Origin of the sequence: Ruegeria aquimaris (assembly GCF_025751555.1) — a bacterium.
Taxonomy (GTDB): domain Bacteria; phylum Pseudomonadota; class Alphaproteobacteria; order Rhodobacterales; family Rhodobacteraceae; genus Ruegeria_B; species Ruegeria_B aquimaris.
This window is the reverse complement of record NZ_JAOWLB010000011.1, coordinates 36647-54097: the sequence shown is the minus strand read 5'-3', so window position 1 is coordinate 54097 and position 17451 is coordinate 36647. Positions and strand designations below refer to the sequence as shown.

Annotated in this window: 16 protein-coding genes and 1 riboswitch; of the genes, 10 read left to right on the top strand and 6 right to left on the bottom strand. The window is 64.9% G+C overall.

Annotation, left to right across the window (positions count from 1 at the left end):
• Positions 1–85 precede the first annotated feature (85 nt).
• Genes OE747_RS15065 through OE747_RS15055 form a run of 3 tightly spaced genes read left to right on the top strand, consistent with a single transcriptional unit; the run spans position 86 to position 4544 of the window.
• Complete coding sequence (locus OE747_RS15065) at positions 86–2911, top strand: molybdopterin oxidoreductase family protein (protein ID WP_263829396.1); 2826 nt, start codon at positions 86–88, stop codon at positions 2909–2911.
• Positions 2908–3657 carry a 4Fe-4S dicluster domain-containing protein gene (locus OE747_RS15060; RefSeq protein ID WP_263829395.1) on the top strand — a complete coding sequence of 250 codons (750 nt, stop codon included), beginning with the start codon at positions 2908–2910 and terminating at the stop codon, positions 3655–3657. Before OE747_RS15065 ends, OE747_RS15060 begins: the two co-directional genes overlap by 4 nt.
• A complete protein-coding gene (locus OE747_RS15055) occupies positions 3657–4544 on the top strand; it encodes a dimethyl sulfoxide reductase anchor subunit family protein (RefSeq protein ID WP_263829394.1) in 888 nt (295 codons plus the stop codon). The genes OE747_RS15060 and OE747_RS15055 overlap by 1 nt, the downstream gene beginning before the upstream one ends.
• 93 nt (positions 4545–4637) lie before the next feature.
• Here OE747_RS15055 and dapA read toward each other — a convergent pair whose 3' ends face one another.
• A complete protein-coding gene (dapA, locus tag OE747_RS15050; protein ID WP_263829393.1) occupies positions 4638–5510 on the bottom strand; it encodes a 4-hydroxy-tetrahydrodipicolinate synthase in 873 nt (290 codons plus the stop codon).
• Between the two features lie 129 nt (positions 5511–5639).
• On the opposite strand from dapA, the gene OE747_RS15045 reads away from it, so the two are divergent.
• Positions 5640–7622, top strand: a complete 1983-nt coding sequence (locus tag OE747_RS15045; RefSeq protein ID WP_404818324.1) for a lytic transglycosylase domain-containing protein — start codon at positions 5640–5642, stop codon at positions 7620–7622.
• On the opposite strand, the gene OE747_RS15040 is transcribed toward OE747_RS15045, so the two are convergent.
• Together OE747_RS15040 and mnmD are read right to left on the bottom strand one after the other, a co-directional pair.
• A complete protein-coding gene (locus OE747_RS15040) occupies positions 7578–8483 on the bottom strand; it encodes a DMT family transporter (RefSeq protein ID WP_263829391.1) in 906 nt (301 codons plus the stop codon). The two genes, OE747_RS15045 and OE747_RS15040, sit on opposite strands and share 45 nt — an antisense overlap.
• Positions 8480–9145 carry a tRNA (5-methylaminomethyl-2-thiouridine)(34)-methyltransferase MnmD gene (gene mnmD / locus OE747_RS15035; protein WP_263829390.1) on the bottom strand — a complete coding sequence of 222 codons (666 nt, stop codon included), beginning with the start codon at positions 9143–9145 and terminating at the stop codon, positions 8480–8482. Before mnmD ends, OE747_RS15040 begins: the two co-directional genes overlap by 4 nt.
• A 49-nt stretch (positions 9146–9194) precedes the next feature.
• On the opposite strand from mnmD, the gene OE747_RS15030 reads away from it, so the two are divergent.
• Both OE747_RS15030 and OE747_RS15025 read left to right on the top strand, forming a co-directional pair.
• Entirely contained in the window at positions 9195–10238 is a 1044-nt protein-coding gene (locus OE747_RS15030; protein WP_263829389.1) for an NAD(P)/FAD-dependent oxidoreductase, read from the top strand.
• Positions 10235–10705 carry a GNAT family N-acetyltransferase gene (locus OE747_RS15025; RefSeq protein ID WP_263829388.1) on the top strand — a complete coding sequence of 157 codons (471 nt, stop codon included), beginning with the start codon at positions 10235–10237 and terminating at the stop codon, positions 10703–10705. The genes OE747_RS15030 and OE747_RS15025 overlap by 4 nt, the downstream gene beginning before the upstream one ends.
• Positions 10706–10721: 16 nt before the next feature.
• Here OE747_RS15025 and OE747_RS15020 read toward each other — a convergent pair whose 3' ends face one another.
• On the bottom strand, positions 10722–12467 hold the full coding sequence (locus OE747_RS15020) for a DNA polymerase III subunit gamma/tau (RefSeq protein WP_263829387.1): 1746 nt from the start codon (positions 12465–12467) through the stop codon (positions 10722–10724).
• Positions 12468–12671: 204 nt separating this feature from the next.
• On the opposite strand from OE747_RS15020, the gene OE747_RS15015 reads away from it, so the two are divergent.
• Positions 12672–13658, top strand: coding sequence for a calcium-binding protein (locus tag OE747_RS15015; RefSeq protein WP_263829386.1), 987 nt, complete (start codon positions 12672–12674; stop codon positions 13656–13658).
• Positions 13659–13788: 130 nt separating this feature from the next.
• Positions 13789–14283 (top strand): protein-tyrosine phosphatase family protein, encoded by a 495-nt coding sequence (locus OE747_RS15010; RefSeq protein WP_263829385.1) that lies wholly within the window; start codon positions 13789–13791, stop codon positions 14281–14283.
• Here the strand turns inward: OE747_RS15010 and OE747_RS15005 are convergent.
• Positions 14276–14695: a hypothetical protein gene (locus tag OE747_RS15005; protein ID WP_263829384.1), complete on the bottom strand. Its 420-nt coding sequence runs from the start codon at positions 14693–14695 to the stop codon at positions 14276–14278. The two genes, OE747_RS15010 and OE747_RS15005, sit on opposite strands and share 8 nt — an antisense overlap.
• Positions 14696–14780: 85 nt before the next feature.
• Positions 14781–14993: riboswitch (cobalamin riboswitch) on the bottom strand.
• 107 nt (positions 14994–15100) lie between these two features.
• Here OE747_RS15005 and ypfJ point away from each other — a divergent pair.
• Entirely contained in the window at positions 15101–15952 is an 852-nt protein-coding gene (ypfJ, locus tag OE747_RS15000; protein WP_263829383.1) for a KPN_02809 family neutral zinc metallopeptidase, read from the top strand.
• On the opposite strand, the gene OE747_RS14995 is transcribed toward ypfJ, so the two are convergent.
• The gene (locus tag OE747_RS14995; RefSeq protein WP_263829382.1) at positions 15949–16506 is read right to left on the bottom strand and encodes a TetR/AcrR family transcriptional regulator; all 558 of its coding nucleotides are present in this window, start codon (positions 16504–16506) and stop codon (positions 15949–15951) included. The genes ypfJ and OE747_RS14995 overlap by 4 nt on opposite strands.
• A gap of 83 nt (positions 16507–16589) precedes the next feature.
• Here OE747_RS14995 and OE747_RS14990 point away from each other — a divergent pair, with 83 nt between their 5' ends.
• On the top strand, positions 16590–17450 hold the full coding sequence (locus OE747_RS14990) for an alpha/beta hydrolase family protein (RefSeq protein WP_263829381.1): 861 nt from the start codon (positions 16590–16592) through the stop codon (positions 17448–17450).
• Position 17451 lies beyond the last annotated feature (1 nt).

The window sequence follows — 17451 nt, the reverse complement described above, 5'->3', positions numbered from 1 at the left end:
TCGGGAAGTTTGAATTTGCAAGAAAATTGTCGCCGGAAAGGGTGATCTGCCCTAGCGTGAGGGACGACAGAACAGGGAAACCCGAATGATCCACCAGCAACCAAAGCTCGACACCTCGCCCAAGGTTTCCGACGAGGTGCGAAAAACCACGTGCTACATGTGCGCCTGCCGCTGCGGCATCAACGTGCACATGAAAAATGGTAAGGTCGCCTATATCGAGGGCAACCGCGACCATCCGGTGAACAAGGGCGTGCTCTGTGCCAAGGGCTCCGCCGGGATCATGCAGGTCAATGCCCCCTCGCGCCTGCGCGCGCCGCTCAAACGGGTGGGGCCGCGCGGCTCGGGCGAGTTCCAGGAGATCACCTGGGACGAGGCGCTGGAGATCGCCACCGGCTGGCTGAAACCGATCCGCGAGAACGATCCGTCGAAACTGGCCTTCTTCACAGGGCGCGACCAGTCACAAAGCTTCACCAGTTTCTGGGCGCAGAATTTCGGCACCCCGAACTATGCCGCACATGGCGGCTTCTGCTCTGTCAACATGGCGGCGGCGGGCATCTATACGATGGGCGGCGCCTTCTGGGAATTCGGCCAGCCCGACTGGGATCATACCAAGCTGTTCATTCTCTTCGGCGTGGCCGAGGATCATGACAGCAACCCGATCAAGATGGGGATCGGCAGGATCAAGGCGCGCGGCGCGCGGGTGGTCGGCGTCAACCCGATCCGCTCGGGCTACAACGCGGTGGCCGACGACTGGTACGGGATAACGCCCGGCACCGACGGTCTGCTGATCCTGTCGCTGATCCACGTGCTGATGAAGGCGGGCAAGATCGACCTCGACTATCTCGCCCGCTACACCAACGCGCCCTGTCTGGTGATCGAGAACCCCGGTGCCGACGACCACGGCCTCCTGCTGCGTGATGCGGACGGCAAGGTGCAGGTGATCGACCGTGCGACCGGCGAACCGGCCCCCTTCGACCGTCCCGGCGTGCGCCCGGACCTGACCGGGACGCATGTACAAAACGGTCAAACCTGCCACACGGTGATGCACAAAACGGTCAATCGCTACCTGTCCGAGGAGTACACACCCGAGGCGGTGGCCGACCGCTGCGGCATCCCGGCCGCGCGCATCCGCGCGCTGGCCGCCGAGATCGCCCGCGTCGCCTTTGACGAAGCGTTCGAAATCGAACAGGAATGGACGGATTTCCGGGGCGAGACCCACAAGGTGATGAAGGGCCGCCCGGTCTCCTTCCACTCCATGCGCGGTATCTCGGCCCACGCCAACGGGTTCCAGACCTGCCGCGCCCTGCACCTGTTGCAGATCCTTTTGGGTACGGTCGAGGTCCCCGGCGGCTTCCGCTTCAAACCGCCCTATCCCAAGCCGGTCGAGGCGCACCCCAAACCCCATTGCAAGGCAACGCCCGGCGCCCCGCTTGATGGTCCGCACCTGGGTTTCGTGCGCGGGCCCGAGGATCTGGCGCTCAAACCCGACGGCAGCCCGGCGCGCATCGACAAAGCGTTCACCTGGGAAAATCCCATGTCTTCTCATGGGCTTATGCATATGGTGATCTCGAACGCCCATGCCGGCGATCCCTACAAGATCGACACGCTGTTCATGTACATGGCGAACATGTCGTGGAACTCGACCATGAACACGCGCGGCGTGATCGACATGCTGACGGACAAGGACGAGAGCGGCGAATACGTCATTCCGCGGATCATCTACTCGGATGCCTATAGCAGTGAAATGGTCGCCTATGCCGACCTGATCCTGCCCGACACCACCTATCTGGAACGGCACGACTGCATCTCGCTGCTCGACCGTCCCATCTGCGAGGCGGACGGCGCGGCGGATGCGATCCGCTGGCCGGTGATCGAGCCCGACCGCGATGTGCGCGGCTTCCAGACGGTGCTGGTGCAACTGGCCAACAAGCTGAAACTGCCCGGTTTCACCGATGAGAACGGCGCGGCGAAATACACCGATTACGCCGATTACATCGTCAACCACCAGCGCAAACCGGGCATCGGCCCGCTGGCCGGTTTCCGGGGCGCGGCAGGCGACAAGGCCGGGCGGGGTGAGGTCAATCCCGATCAGCTCGACCGCTATATCGCGAACGGCGGTTTCTTTGTCGAACATGTGCCGGACGCGGCGCGATACTACAAACCCTGGAACACGGCCTATCAGGACTGGGCCGTCGGCATGGGTCTCTATGACAGCCCGCAACCCTACCTGTTCCAGCTCTATTCCGAACCCATGCGCCGGTTCCAGCTGGCCGCCGAAGGCCATGGCGAGCGCCAGCCACCGGATCACCTGCGCGCCCGGATCAGCCAGCGGCTGGACCCGTTGCCAATCTGGTACGAGACCGATCAGCACGGCAACGAAGGCTTCACCGTCAACGCCCTGACCCAGCGCCCCATGGCGATGTATCACAGCTGGGGCACCCAGAACGCCTGGTTGCGGCAGCTGCACGGGCGCAACCCGCTTTATGTTCCGACAAAAATAATGCGCGAACAGGGGCTTGAAGATGGCGACTGGGCGCGGGTCACCTCTCCCCATGGTCAGATCGTGGTGCCGGTGATGGAGATGGCCGCGCTCAACGACAACACCGTCTGGACCTGGAACGCGATCGGCAAGCGCAAGGGCGCCTGGGCGCTGGAACCGGATGCGCCCGAGGCCACCAAGGGCTTCCTGCTCAACCACCTGATCCACGAATTGCTGCCACCCAAGGGTGACGGGCTGCGCTGGGCCAACTCCGACCCGGTGACCGGCCAGGCGGCGTGGTTCGACCTCAAGGTGAAAATCGAAAAGGTGGCGGGCCCCGAGGAAATGACCGAGAGCCAACCGGCCTTCGACCCGATCAAGTCGCCGGTCGGAACCGGCCCGAAAACCCTGGCTTGGAAGGTAGGTGAATGACCCAACTCCCCCAATCCACCGACCGCAAGATGGGCCTGGTCATCGACCTCGATACCTGTGTCGGCTGCCATGCCTGCGTGATCTCCTGCAAAGGCTGGAACACCGAGAATTACGGCGCGCCGCTCAGCGATCAGAATCCCTATGGCGCCGATCCGTCGGGCACCTTCCTGAACCGGGTGCATTCCTACGAGGTGCAGCCGCCCGAGGGCCACGCCCAGCTGATCCATTTCCCGAAATCCTGCCTGCATTGCGAGGACGCGCCCTGTGTCACCGTCTGCCCGACCGGCGCCAGCTACAAGCGCTCGGAAGACGGGATCGTTCTGGTCAACGAAAGCGACTGCATCGGCTGCGGCCTCTGCGCCTGGGCTTGCCCCTATGGCGCGCGCGAACTGGATCTGGCCGAAGGCGTGATGAAGAAATGCACCCTCTGCGTCGACCGCATCTATAACGACAACCTGCCCGAGGTGGACCGCGTGCCGTCCTGCGTGCGCACCTGCCCGGCCGGTGCGCGCCATTTCGGCGATCTGGGTGATCCGGACAGCGCGGTGTCGCAACTGGTGGCCGAGCGCGGCGGCATGGACCTGATGCCCGAGATGGGCACCAAGCCCGTGAACAAGTACCTGCCGCCCCGGCCCAAGGACCGGATCGAGGATCAGATCGATATCCTGGCGCCGCTGCTGGCGCCGGTGGCCGATGAACCCAAAGGGTTCATCGCCTGGCTCGACAAGGCCCTGGAGAAACTCTGATGCATCCCGCTCCTTCCGTCATCATCTTCACCACCTTGTCGGGCCTCGGCTTTGGCCTTCTGGCCTTTCTCGGTCTTGGCCTGCCGGATGTTTCCGGTTGGGTGGCCTTCGTCTTCTTCGCCATTGCCTTCGGTCTGGCCGTCGGCGGGCTTCTGGCTTCGACATTCCACCTCGGTCACCCGGAACGCGCCTGGAAGGCGTTCAGCCAGTGGCGCACAAGCTGGCTCAGCCGCGAGGGCTGCTCTGCGGTGGCCGCGCTGATCCTCATGGGGATCTATGCCATCGGCGTCATCTTCCTGGACCAGCGCTGGGCTGTGCTGGGCTGGGTCGGTGCTGCACTGTCGCTGATCACCGTGTTCACCACGTCGATGATCTATGCCCAGCTCAAGACCATTCCGCGCTGGAACATGAACCTTACACCGGCGATGTTTCTGTCCTTCAGCCTTGCCGGCGGCGCGCTGCTGGCCGGCCAGAACACCGCCGCAATCGTTCTGCTGCTGATCGCGGGTACGGTGCAACTGGCTTACTGGAAACAGGGCGACACCGCGCTGGCGGACTCTGGCACCGATATCGGAACCGCGACCGGGCTAGGATCGCGCGGCAAGGTGCGCGCCTTTGAGCCGCCGCATACAGGCAGCAACTATCTGCTGCGGGAATTCGTGCATGTCGTCGGCCGAAAACACGCGGCTAAGCTGCGAATGCTGGCCTTGGGCCTAGGCTTTGTCCTGCCGCTGCTATTGTTGCTGGTGCCGGTGCATGACGTAGTCGTCAAACATCTGCTCGCCCTGATTGCCGTGATCGCGCATCTGATCGGCATCGCCACGTCGCGCTGGCTGTTCTTTGCCCAGGCGGAACATGTGGTCGGTCTCTACTACGGCAAACGTTAGCCTGCGCGGCAACGCCGCGATTTGAGTATTTTTGACCAGAAAGAAGCACCAGTCCGGCGCCCAGGGATAGGGCGCCGGTTCTTTGTCCGGCTGTTACAGCAGCCCGGCGTGCTTCATCGCGGCGTCGATCGCCGCCTTGGTGCTGTCTTCCAGACCGGTCAGGGGCGAGCGGACCTCTTCGCTGCACAGGCCCAGTTTCGACAGGGCATATTTGGCGCCGACCAGACCCGGCTCGATAAAGATCGCCTCGTGCAGCGGCATCAGCCGGTCCTGATAGGCGAGCGCCTTGGCATAGTCACCAGCAAGGGTGGCCTGCTGGAACTCGGCACAAAGCCGCGGCGCGACGTTGGCGGTGACCGAGATACACCCCACCCCGCCATGCGCGTTGAAGCCCAGTGCGGTGGCATCCTCGCCCGAGAGCTGCACGAAGTCCGGTCCACAAGCGGCACGCTGCTGGCTGACCCGGGCCAGATCGCCAGTGGCATCCTTGACGCCGATAATACGCGGCAGTTTCGCCAGCGCCCCCATCGTCGCGGGTTTCATGTCGATCACCGAGCGACCGGGGATATTGTAGATGACGATCGGGATATCGGCGCAATCGTGCAGCGCGGTGAAATGCGCGATCAGCCCGCGTGCGGTGGGCTTGTTGTAATAGGGCGTCACCACCAGCGCCGCGTCGGCGCCGACCTTTTCCGCGAACTGGACAAAGCGGATCGCCTCGACCGTGTTGTTCGACCCCGCGCCCGCGATCACCGGCACGCGACCGGCGGCGGCCTTGACCACTTCGGCCACGACGGTTTCGTGTTCCTCATGCGTCAGCGTCGGGCTTTCGCCGGTGGTTCCGACAGGCACCAGACCGGTCGATCCTTCGCCGATCTGCCACTCGACCAGACGTTTGAGCGTGTCCAGGTCCAGCTCGCCGTTGCGGAACGGGGTGACGAGTGCAGGCATCGAGCCTTTGAACATGGAAAATGCTCCCTAGATTGCATGGCGAACGGGCAATTGCCCGCCGGTTCCTCACACGGGCGGGAATGTGATTTGATCCCGTCCGCGCAAGGTTTAACGTGAAAGGCTCTAGCCTTGGTTCGACAGGAAATGCAAGGGATGACCCGTCTTCCGACCGCCTTGGCGGCCATGATTTTCTGGTGTTTCGCGTTTGTGGCCCCGGTTTGGGCGGATGCGGCGGCGAATCTGCGCGCGGCGCTGCGCGAGATGCGTGACGAAAACTGGACCGAGGCGCTGGAGATCGCGGGCGAGCGTGGCTCGGTGTCACGGGACCTGATCGTCTGGCATTGGCTGCGCCGCAGCTATGGTACCGACGGCGACGCGCTGGTGTTTGCCGAAAGGCGCGCGGACTGGCCCGGCATGGATTATCTGCGCAGACAGTCCGAGCCGCAATTCACCAATGCCGACCCCGACCGCGTGCTGAAATTCTACGCCGGTCTGCCGCCGCAGAGTGCCGAAGGCGTGTTGAACTATGCCACAGCACTGATCGCCAAGGGGCAACGCGGCGATGCCGAGGCGGAACTGGTCAAGGCCTGGCGCACCCTGCCGATGGGGGCCGGGCTGCAAAAGGATTTCGTCGAGAATTTCGGCAAGCTGCTGCAACCGCATCACGAGGCGCGGCTGGACCGGATGCTGTGGGAAGGCTACACCATCAGCGCCCGGCAGATGCTGTCGCTGGTGGACGAGGATCACCGCAAACTGGCGGCGGCCCGCATCGCGCTCAAGGATATGGAGCCGGGGGTGGATGGGTTGATCGCCGCCGTCCCGGCGAGCCTTGCTGATGCGCCGGGGCTGGCCCATGACCGGTTTGTCTGGCGCGACCGCAAGGAGCTGGACGACAGCGCCATCGAGCTGATGCTGGAACGTTCGACCAGCGCCGCCGCGCTGGGCGAACCCGACAAATGGGGCAATGCGCGGGCCCGGCTTGCCCGGCTCTTGATGCGACAGGAACGAAATGAACAGGCCTACAAGGTGGCGGCCCTGCATTTCATGACCCCCGAGATGGGCTATACCTATGCCGAGCTGGAATGGATCGCGGGCTATATCGCGCTGGCCAAGCTGAACGATCCCGCTACCGCCGTGGCGCATTTCCAGCGATTCGATGCGGCGGTGAACTCACCGATTTCCAAGGGGCGGTCGGGCTATTGGCTGGGCCGCGCCTATGCGGCGCTTGGGGATGCGGACAAGGCGCATGCCGCCTATGCCCTCGGGGCCGAGAACCAGACATCGTTCTATGGTCTCTTGGCCGCCGAACGGATCGGGCGGCCGTTTGACCCGACACTCAAGACACCGCCGAAAAACCCGCCCTGGCGCGACGCGCCGTTCATGACGTCCAGCGTGCTGGAGGCCGGTTTGCTGTTGCTGCGCGCGGGGGAACTGGACCTGGCGGAACGCTTCCTGACCCACCTGGCCGAAAGCCTGGACCAGCAGCAGGCGTCGCAACTGGCCGATATGGCGCTGGACATGGGCGAACCGCATCTGGCGCTGATGATCGCCAAGCGCAAGGCGCAAGAGGGGGTGGTGCTGGCCGGGGCCTATTACCCGCTGCATCCGGTGGGTGACCTGAAACTGCCCATGGCGCCGGAAATGGTGCTGTCCATCGCCCGCCGCGAAAGCGAATTTGACCCGGTGGTGATCAGCGGCGCTGGCGCACGCGGGCTGATGCAGGTGATGCCCGCGACCGCGCGGCTGGTGGCCGATGGTCTGGGCATTCTGGGCGGGCACTCGACCGACAGCCTGATCCGGGACTGGCAATACAATGCCAAGCTGGGGGCGAACTATCTGGCCGGGCTGGCGGGCGACTTCGACGGCAACGTGGTGATGATGGCCGCGGGTTACAACGCCGGCCCCAATCGCCCGATCAGCTGGATGGAGCGGTTCGGCGACCCGCGCAGCGGCACCCCCGATATCGTCGACTGGATCGAGCACATCCCGTTTGAGGAAACCCGCAACTACATCATGCGGGTCACCGAAAGCCTGCCGGTCTACCGGGCACGGCTGGGGCAGGAGCCTCTGCCGATCCCGTTCTCAGCCGAGCTTGCTGGCGCGACGCTGCGCGCGTTCGCGCCATAGGGTGAACAGGCCCGCGGCAACGATCAGCGTGGCGCCGATGATCACGGCGCTGCGCAGGGTCTCGCCAAAGATCGTGATCCCCAGGATCGAGGTCCACATCAGGTGGAAATAGGCAAAGGGCTGCACCGCGCTGGCCTCGGCCATCTCATAGCACTTGATCAGCAACCAGTGACCCAGCGCACCGGTGACGCAAAGAACCGCCATCCAGCGCCAATCGGCGGCACTCATCGGCTCCCAGAACCACAGGCCGACGGCCGTCATGGCGACGGCACCAACCGTACCGGTCCAGAAGAAACTGGTCGCGGTACTGTCCTGCCGCGCCACATAGCGGGTCAGCAGGCCGTAAAGCGCGAACATGAAGGCCGAGATCAGCGGCACGATGGCCCAGGGGTTGAACACCCCCATGCCCGGCTGAAGGATGATCAGCACGCCAACCAGCCCGACGCCGATGGCGCTCCACCGCCGCCAGCCGACCTTCTCGCCCAGAACCGGCCCGGACAGGGCCGCCACCAACAGCGGATAGCAGATAAAGACCGCCATGCTCTCGATCAGGCCCAGAACGGTAAAGCCAAAGACGGCGACACAGATTTCACCGGCCAGCAGCAGGCCGCGAAAGATCTGCATTCCGGGCTGCTGCGTCCGCACCGCCGCCCGCAGACCGCCGCGCGACCGCGCCGCCAGGGCGATGACAAAGGCGGCAAAAAACCAATAGCGGATCATCACCACCATGTAGGTGTTGTAGCTCGACGCCAGATGGCGCGAGATCCCGTCTTGCAGCGCAAACACCACCGTCGCCGCCAGCATCAGCGCGATGCCTGCGGGAATGTTGTTCTGTTGTACCCGCATCGTTGCCGCTGTCATGCCTTCAGACCTTTTGTCATGTGACGTTTCCGCCCGTATCCCGGGCTGCGGATCACGGTGAAACCCGCCGCCTGCAGCCCGCGCCGAACGAATCCTGCCGCCGTGTATGTCGCAACAGTGCCCCCCGGCGCTGTGTGGTTTGCGACATGGGTCAGCAATTCCTGCCCCCAGAGCTCCGGATTCTTCGCCGGGGAAAACCCGTCCAGAAACCAGGCGTCGGCAACGCCGTCCCAGCCGGGCAGCGTCCGGCGCGCATCGCCTTCGATAACCGTCAGGCGCAGGGTGCCCAGATCGCAGCTGCCCCCGCGCCAAGTGTCCAGAAACCGCGTGGCCCAGGGGGCGAGTTCGGGAAACACCGCCAGCGCCCGGGCCTGATCCGCGACCGCCATCGGAAAGGCCTCGAAACTGGTAAAGCGCAACGGGTCGGTTCGCCCCGCGCGCTCCCATTCCGACCAGACGGTCAGCATGTTGAGGCCGGTCCCGAACCCCAGCTCGGCGATATGGAAACCGGGGCCGAACCGCGTCGGCAGGTCATTGCCTGCCAGAAACACATGCCGCGTTTCCTCCAACCCGTTCTGAAGCGAGAAATAGGGGTCGTCGAACTGCTCCGACACCGGCACCCGGTCCTCGGTCCAGCTCAGTTTCGCCTGCTGGTCAACCATGCGAATATCCCCTACGAAATCGGCGCGACACTGGCGAAAGGGACGGGCGATGGCAATGGCCGATGTGACGATACGCGGCGCGGGGATATTCGGCCTTTCCATCGCATGGGCCTGCGTCCTGCGCGGGGCGCGGGTGCAGGTGGTTGACCCGTTCGGGCCGGGGGCCGGGTCTTCGGGCGGGCTGGTTGGTGCGCTGGCCCCGCATGTGCCGGAGAACTGGAATGCCAAGAAGGCGTTCCAGTTCGACAGTCTGATGATGGCCGAAGGATTCTGGGCCGGGGTCGAAGGCGCAGGCGGCGTGTCGCCCGGCTATGGCCGCACCGGACGTATCCAGCCGCTGGCGGATGATCGTGCCGTGGCTTTGGCACAGGAACGGGCGGAAAGCGCCCGCACCCTGTGGCAGGGGCGGGCCGAATGGCGGGTCTGCCCGGTTGACGAGATGGGCGGCTGGTGCCCGCCCTCTCCCACCGGGCTGGTGGTGCAGGATACGCTCAGCGCCCGCATGCACCCGCGCCGCGCCTGTGCCGCGCTGGTCGCCGCGCTGGCGGTGCGCGGGGTCGAGGTACAGGCCGAGGCCCCCGACCGGGGGCAGGTGATCCACGCTACCGGCATCGCCGGGCTGGAAGAGTTGAACCGCGCGCACGGGCGCACCATCGGCACCGGGGTCAAGGGGCAGGCGGCGCTGTTGCGTTTCGATGCAGGGCGGCAGGCGCCACAGCTTTTTGCCGACACAGTGCATATCGTGCCGCATGCGGATGGCACGCTGGCAATCGGCTCCACCTCGGAACGCGACTACGATGACCCGACCAGCACCGATGCGGCACTGGACGCGGTTCTGGACCGCGCAATGCAGGCGGTGCCGCTCTTGCACGGCGCCGAGGTGATCGAGCGCTGGGCGGGCGTGCGCCCCCGCTCGCGCTCGCGCGCGCCGATGCTGGGGGGGCATCCGCTCTATCCCGGCCAGTTCATCGCCAATGGCGGGTTCAAGATCGGCTTCGGCATGGCGCCCAAGGTGGCCCAGGTGATGGCCGATCTGGTACTGGAGGGGCGTGACAGCATCCCCGAGGGTTTCCGCCCGGAGGCCTCGCTGTGACGCTCGCCCCTTATCAGATCGCCCCGGACAGCCCGCAGGTTGGCGCGGTCCTGTCCCTGATCCGGGGCAGTTTCGCTTTCATGGACGGCCGGATCGACCCGCCCTCGTCAATGCACCGGCTCACCGAGAAGGCAGTCGCGGATCACGCTGCACAGCACGAAATCTGGGCGCTTGGAATCCCACCATTGGCGGTGATGTTCCTGACGGCCAAGCCCGGGCGGCTCTATCTCGGCAAGCTGGCGGTGGATGCATCCATGCGCGGCCAGGGTCTGGCGCGTCGGCTGGTCACCCAGGCCGAGGCCCGCGCCCGCGCGCTGGGCTTGCCGGTACTGGAACTGGAAACACGGGTCGAACTGGTGGAAAACCATGCCGCCTTTGCCCGGCTGGGATTTGTAAAGACCGGAGAGACCGCGCATCCCGGCTACGACCGGCCCACCTCGATCACCATGCAAAAAGCATTCGCCTGAGGCGCGTCACCGGCGCTCAGCCGTCCTCGAACGGATCCCATTCATCCTCGACCTCGGGCAGCGCCTCGGTCACCACCTTGGCGGCGCGTTGTTCGGGGGTCTCGATATGGGTGATCCGCGCCTTGGGAAACTGCGCCAGCACCGCCTGCACCAGCGGATGTTCCCGCGCCTTTTCCTCCAGCGCGTATTTCTCGGCGTTGCGCACCTCGTCGATGGTCTTGCCGCCGCCCTGCGCCACCACGCTCACCGCCCAGCGATTGCCGGTCCAGCGTTGCAGGGCACTGCCCAGCCGCTGCGCCAGATCGGCGGGCGCGCGCTCGGTCGGCTCGAACTCTATCCGCCCCGGCTGATAGCTGACCAGCCGCAGATCCATTTCGATATCCGCCAACAGCTTGCCGTCGCGATTGGCGCGGATCAGCTCGACCACATGTTCAAACGTGGGAAACCGCGCCAATGCCGTTTGCGCGTCCTGCGCCAGCGCCGCCACCGGCCCACCGCCACCACCGCGCGGAGCGGGCGCATAGCTGGCGCTCACCCCGTTAGAGACCGGGGCGCCCTGACCGCCGCGCGCCCCTCCGCCGGGGTTCGGGGGCGGCGGCGCATCCTGCAACCGCTTGATCAGCTCTTCTGGGCTGGGCAGGTCGGCTACATGGGTCAGCCGGATCACCGCCATTTCGGCGGCCATCATCGCGTTGGGGGCGGCGGCCACCTCTTCCAGCGCCTTCAGCAGCATCTGCCACATCCGGGTCAGCACCCGCATCGGCAGCGCATCCGCCATCTGTTGGCCGCGCGCGCGCTCGTCGGGCGATACGGTCGGGTCTTCGGCGGCATCGGGCGTGATCTTGACCACCGATACCCAATGGGTGATCTCGGCCAGGTCGCGCAGCACCGCCATCGGGTCCGCACCTTCCGCATATTGCGCGCCAAGCTCGGTCAGCGCCGCGCCCGCATCACCGCGCAGGATCATGTCGATCAGGTCCAGCACCCTGCCCCGGTCGGCCAGCCCCAGCATCGCGCGCACCTGTTCGGCGCTGGTCTCGCCCGCGCCATGGCTGATCGCCTGATCCAGAAGAGAGGTCGCATCCCGCGCTGACCCTTCCGCCGCGCGCACGATCAGCGCCAGCGCATCCTCGGCGATCTGCGCCCCCTCGGCATCGGCAATTCGGCGCATCAGCGCGATCATGTCCTCGGGCTCGATCCGGCGCAGGTCGAACCGCTGACACCGGCTCAGCACCGTTACCGGCACCTTGCGGATCTCGGTGGTGGCAAAGATGAATTTCACATGCGCGGGCGGTTCCTCCAGCGTCTTGAGCAGCGCGTTGAACGCGCTGGTCGACAGCATGTGAACCTCGTCGATGATATAGATCTTGTAGCGCGCGCTGGCGGCGCGATAGCGGACACTGTCGATGATCTCGCGGATATCGTTCACGCCGGTGCGGCTGGCGGCGTCCATCTCCATCACGTCGACATGGCGGCCTTCCATGATGGCCACGCAATGCTCGCATTTGCCGCAAGGCTCGGTGGTCGGCCCGCCATTCCCGTCCGGGCCGATACAGTTCATTCCCTTGGCGATGATCCGCGCGGTGGTCGTCTTGCCGGTGCCCCGGATGCCGGTCATGATAAAGGCCTGCGCGATCCGGTCGGCCGCAAACGCGTTTTTCAGCGTCCGCACCATCGCATCCTGCCCCACCAGATCGGCAAAGGTCTCGGGCCGGTACTTGCGGGCCAGCACCTGATAGGGGGTTGGGGAAGCGTCGGACATTGGCGGCTTTCATCGGGACTGGATTCTACATGCGCAGACGGTACCGGGCAGCGCGGCGAAGGTCCACCGCTTGCGTGATTGTTTCCCGACTGCGCAGGGATCGGACCCGGCACGGCAACAATCTCCCTCTTGTTCCCGTTGACCGACTCTGTCGGCAGTTCTACGACTCGCGGTAACAGGGTTATTCCATAAAGGTATTTGATTATGCTGGGAATCCTCGCGCTGGTCGGGTTGGGGGTCGGCCTCACCGCGCTGATGCTGAACGACGATGATGACGATTCAGAGGCAGTCCCGTCAGGCCCCCGGGTCACCACGGAGGATGACGATTTCGTCTTTGACCAAGAATTTCGCCCGGGCATCTCGGTGGGTCTCGACGATCTGGTCGCAGAAGGCGAGATAACCCGGGCCGAGGCGGACGAGATCCTGGGCGATATCGACTTTGTCTCCGGCACCCAGAATCTGGATACCCGCGCGGGCGACGATGGGGTTGTGCTGCTGGAGGGCAACAACCGGATCGAGACCGGCGAGGGCGACGATACCGTTCTGTCCGGTGCCGGTGCGGATAATGTCAACCTGGGATCGGGCGACGATGTCTATGGCACCGACACGCGCGTGATCCACCGGGACGACGATGTTCAGAGCTTTCCGGAACCCGACGATGCCATTCCCGTCGGCGATACGCTTGTGCGCGGCGACGATCTGGAACAGGGCAACGACACGATCGCGGGCGGCACGGGCGACGATGCGATTTCGGACAATTTCGGTCGCAACCTGATCAATGGCCAGCAGGGCGACGATTTCATCATTTCCGTGGATGATGCCAGCGATCAAGGCACGGCGGATACCGTCAGGGGCGGCGTTGGCCAGGACATTCTGGTGGTGGATCAGGGCGATCATGTCACCACTGGCGATGGCGCCGACCAGGTGGTGATCGAGACCTATAACGGCGTTGTGGATGGCTATGATCTGATCACGATCACAGATTTCATCGCCGGACAGGATGCGCTGACTGTACAAGGCAACGCCGACCTGTTGCGCCCGGCGCCGGACGGGACCTCGCCGGTCAGCCTGCAAGAGCTTGAGGATGACGGTGGAACCCTTGTCCTGATCAACGGTATCCCGATCGCGCATCTGCTCGGCGTGCAAGGGATGAGCCCGGGCCAGATCGAGCTGCACATCGACAACCAGTGACACACCCGGCGGCTGTTTTTCCGCTCCTGGGTATCTTGGCTTGCGATGCGACCATGTCCGGGGGCATTCTACCGCCGGGGCGCACTGGGCATGCCCCACGGCGCGGTGTGTACGGGAGGGAAAACCGCAGATGGCGCAGCTGGTGCTTTATGCGCTGCAAGTCGGCGGCGGCACGTTGGCGATCTGCCAATTGCCCGGCCGGTCCGGCGATTATGCGGGCGATCTGGACCTGATCGCGTCCTGGGCACCGGGTCTGGTCATCTCGATGACCACCGAGATCGAAATGATGCAGCATGGCGCGCGCAACTTCGGCGCCGATGTCCAGAGCCGCGCCTGCCGATGGGTACACCTGCCGGTGGACGATTTCGGAACCCCCAGCCGCGAGATCGAAGCGAAATGGGCCACGGCCAGCGCCTCGGCCCGCCATGCCCTGCGTGGCGGCGGGCGTGTCTTGATCCATTGCATGGGCGGTTGCGGGCGTTCGGGCATGGCGGCCCTGCGGCTGATGATCGAAACCGGAGAAAACCCGGACGCTGCGCTGAAACACCTGCGTGCCGTCCGCCCCTGTGCTGTCGAAACCGACGAACAGATGGCCTGGGCCAAAGCCGGTCACACTGTCAGTTAAAAGCGCGGCGTTCCTCGTCCGAAGCAGCGCCGGTTCTGACCTGGGATGGGGAGATCCGCCGCGCCTCTGCCATGGCACAGGGAAGCGGCCTCTTGTCCTTGACGATGATCTGTCCGCCCGGCGCCATCAGCGCATCCGCCAACCGGTCGAACCAGCCGAAATCAGTCGCCTCACCGGTGCCGCAGAAGATGCGGATACGGCTATGCGAGGCGGAATAGAGCGCCTGACACCCTTCGCCACAGGCGGCCAGCGCGCATTCGCCTTCGATTTCGAAATCCTGCCCGGTGACCGGTTCCGCCTTCTGCATGGCCCGGGCCAGGTTCAAAGCCAGCGCCGACAGGGCCGGGCAGGGTTTGCCTGTCACCTGACACAGGGTAACAGCAAACTGGTGGGTCTCGGTCGTCCAGATCATCAGCGCCCTCCGCGCAAGGGGCAGGGGTGATGGAGAGACGGCCGGTTACGGCGCTTCTGTCCCTCCCGGACACCCCGCCCGGGTTCGAGTAACAATGCCGATGGCAGGTCTCCTGACTCGCGGGTCGCTGCGTTGCCGACCTTCCCGGCCTTGCGGCCAGTGGTATTTCGGCTTCGCTCTCCGCCTACAGTTGCGGGGGCAGTCCCGGTATTGGTCCTCTGTCGCCAGCAGGCCGCACCGTGTTCCCTTTTCATCCCGAGTCGAATACGGCCCGGGAACCATCACGCCAGCGGTAGCGTTTGTACGGTGCAGGTGTCAAGCTGCGGTATCCGGCCCAGGATTTTTCCCCCTGCGACCGGTTGCGGATACCCGTATCGGATAATCAGGCTTCAAAGGGTGATCGTCATGCGGCTAAGAGGTGTGCGCGGCAGCAGGAATGTCGAGGATCGCCGCGCGCGGCGCGGCCGCGGCGGCATGGCCATCGGCGGGCGCGGGCTGGGCATCGGCGGGGTGCTGCTGCTCTTGGTGATCGGCGCCTTTACCGGCATCGACGTCACCCCGTTTCTGACCGAACAGCCGGGCCCGAGCCAGAGCGCCCCCAAGGAACTGACCGCCGAAGAGCGACAGGCGGGCGAATTTGTCTCGCGTGTTCTCACCACGACCGAGGATGTCTGGGGCACCGTGTTCCGCGAGCAGCTTGGCCGCGACTACATCCCGCCGACGCTGGTGCTGTTTTCTCAGGTGACATCCAGCCCCTGTGGCGGCGCCTCGGGCGCGACCGGGCCGTTCTACTGCCCCGCCGACCAAAAGGCCTATCTCGACACCGATTTCTTTGCCACGCTCGCGCGCCGTTTGCAGGCGGGCGGCGATTTTGCCGCCGCTTACGTGATCGCCCATGAGGTGGCGCATCACGTGCAGAATCAGCTGGGTATTCTGGGCCAGGTGGATCAGGCCCGGCGGCAATCCTCGCAGGTCGAGGCCAACGCCCTGACCGTGCGGCTGGAATTACAGGCCGATTGCCTGTCTGGGGTCTGGGCGCGCTCGGTCCGGGGCCTCATGGAACGCGGCGATCTGGAGGAAGCGCTGAACGCCGCCCGGATGATCGGTGACGACCGCCTGCAACGGCAGGCGGGCAGGGTGCCGCAACCGCATACATTCACCCACGGCACCTCGGCGCAGCGGGCGGCCTGGTTCGAACGCGGCTTTGATAGTGGCCGGGTCGCAAGCTGCGACACGTTCAGCACCAACCGGCTCTAATCCGCGCGCGGTAGCATCTCGGGCAGGCGGCGCAAAACGTCCGAGGACTGCCGGGCGCGGGCCAGCATCCAGCCGCCTTGCAGAAGGATGAACATGGTCTCGGCGGTCTTTTGCGGATCACCCAGCCCAAAGCGCTTGGCGTGATGCGCCCCTTCGGTGATCCAGCCTTCGAACAGGTGGCGGGCATGGGCGCGGAACGCCGCATTGTCCGGCCCTTCGAACAGGGTAGACGAGATCGGGCAGCCATTCCACTGGCCCGATTTGTCGAACAGTTTCGCGATCTTGCCGCACAGAGCCTCCATCCCGGAATGAAAGCTGTCGGCCGGTTCGAATGAGGCCGCGATCAGCCGCAGCATCTGATCCGAGGCCCAGGTTGCCGCCGCCAGCGCCAGATCGGACTTGCCGTTGGGAAAGTGGTGATAGAGCGACCCCTTGGGCGCTTCGGCCTCGGCCAGCAATTCCGACAACCCGACTCCGTGATACCCCCGGCGCTGGAACAGCTGGGCGGCGGTGCGGATCAGGCGATCTTTGGTCGGAAGCGGACGTTGGGTCATGTGCGGGGGATATTGACAGCTCTAGACCGATTGGTCCAGACACAAGAAATAGACCAATCGGTCTAGGTCATCTGGAGGTCGCAATGCTGGATATGCAGTCATCTGTCAGGGTCGAGGATTTTCAATTTCCCGCCGGGTCGGCGCAACTTTCGGCGCGGCTCTATTTGCCTGCGCACACGCCCCGGGTCGCGGTGGTGATCAACAGCGCCACCGGGGTGCCGCGCGACTATTACCAGCATTTCGCCACCTGGCTGGTGGCCGAGCGGGGCATGGCCTGCCTGACCTATGATTATCGCGATTTTGGTCATTCGCTGACCGGGCCGCTTGCGGCGTCGACCGCCACCATGTCCGACTGGGCGCTCGTTGACATGCCCGCCGCCTACGCCGAAATGCAGCGCCGGTTTCCCGATCTGCCGCTCTGGGTGATCGGCCATTCCGTTGGTGGGATGCTTGGCCCGCTGCAACCGGGCATCGAGTCCATCGCGCGCATGATCTGCGTCTGTTCCGGGCTGGTGCATCACTCGGACCACCCCTGGCCCTATCAGGCGCTGGCGCGGCTGTTCTGGTTTGGCCATGCACCCCTGCTGGTCAAGACCTTGGGCTATCTGCCGGGCCGTGCGATAGGTTTTGGCACCGACCTGCCGCCCGGCGTCTATTGGGAATGGCGGCGCTGGTGCACCACGCCCGGCGCCTACTTACCCGAAACAGGCCACCGCCTGCCAATACCCGATTGGGGCCGCTCGCGCGCGCAGGTCGATCTCTTTGCCTGCGCGGATGATGACACGATCCCACCCGAATGTGTCTGGCGTCTGGCCGACCTTTATGGCGACAGTGCGCGACAGCACCTGTTGCGGCCAAAGGAACACGGGCTGCGCGACATTGGCCATCTGGGTGCCTTTGCCCGGCGCAATGCCGCGCTCTGGCCCCGGCTGATCGCCCAATAGC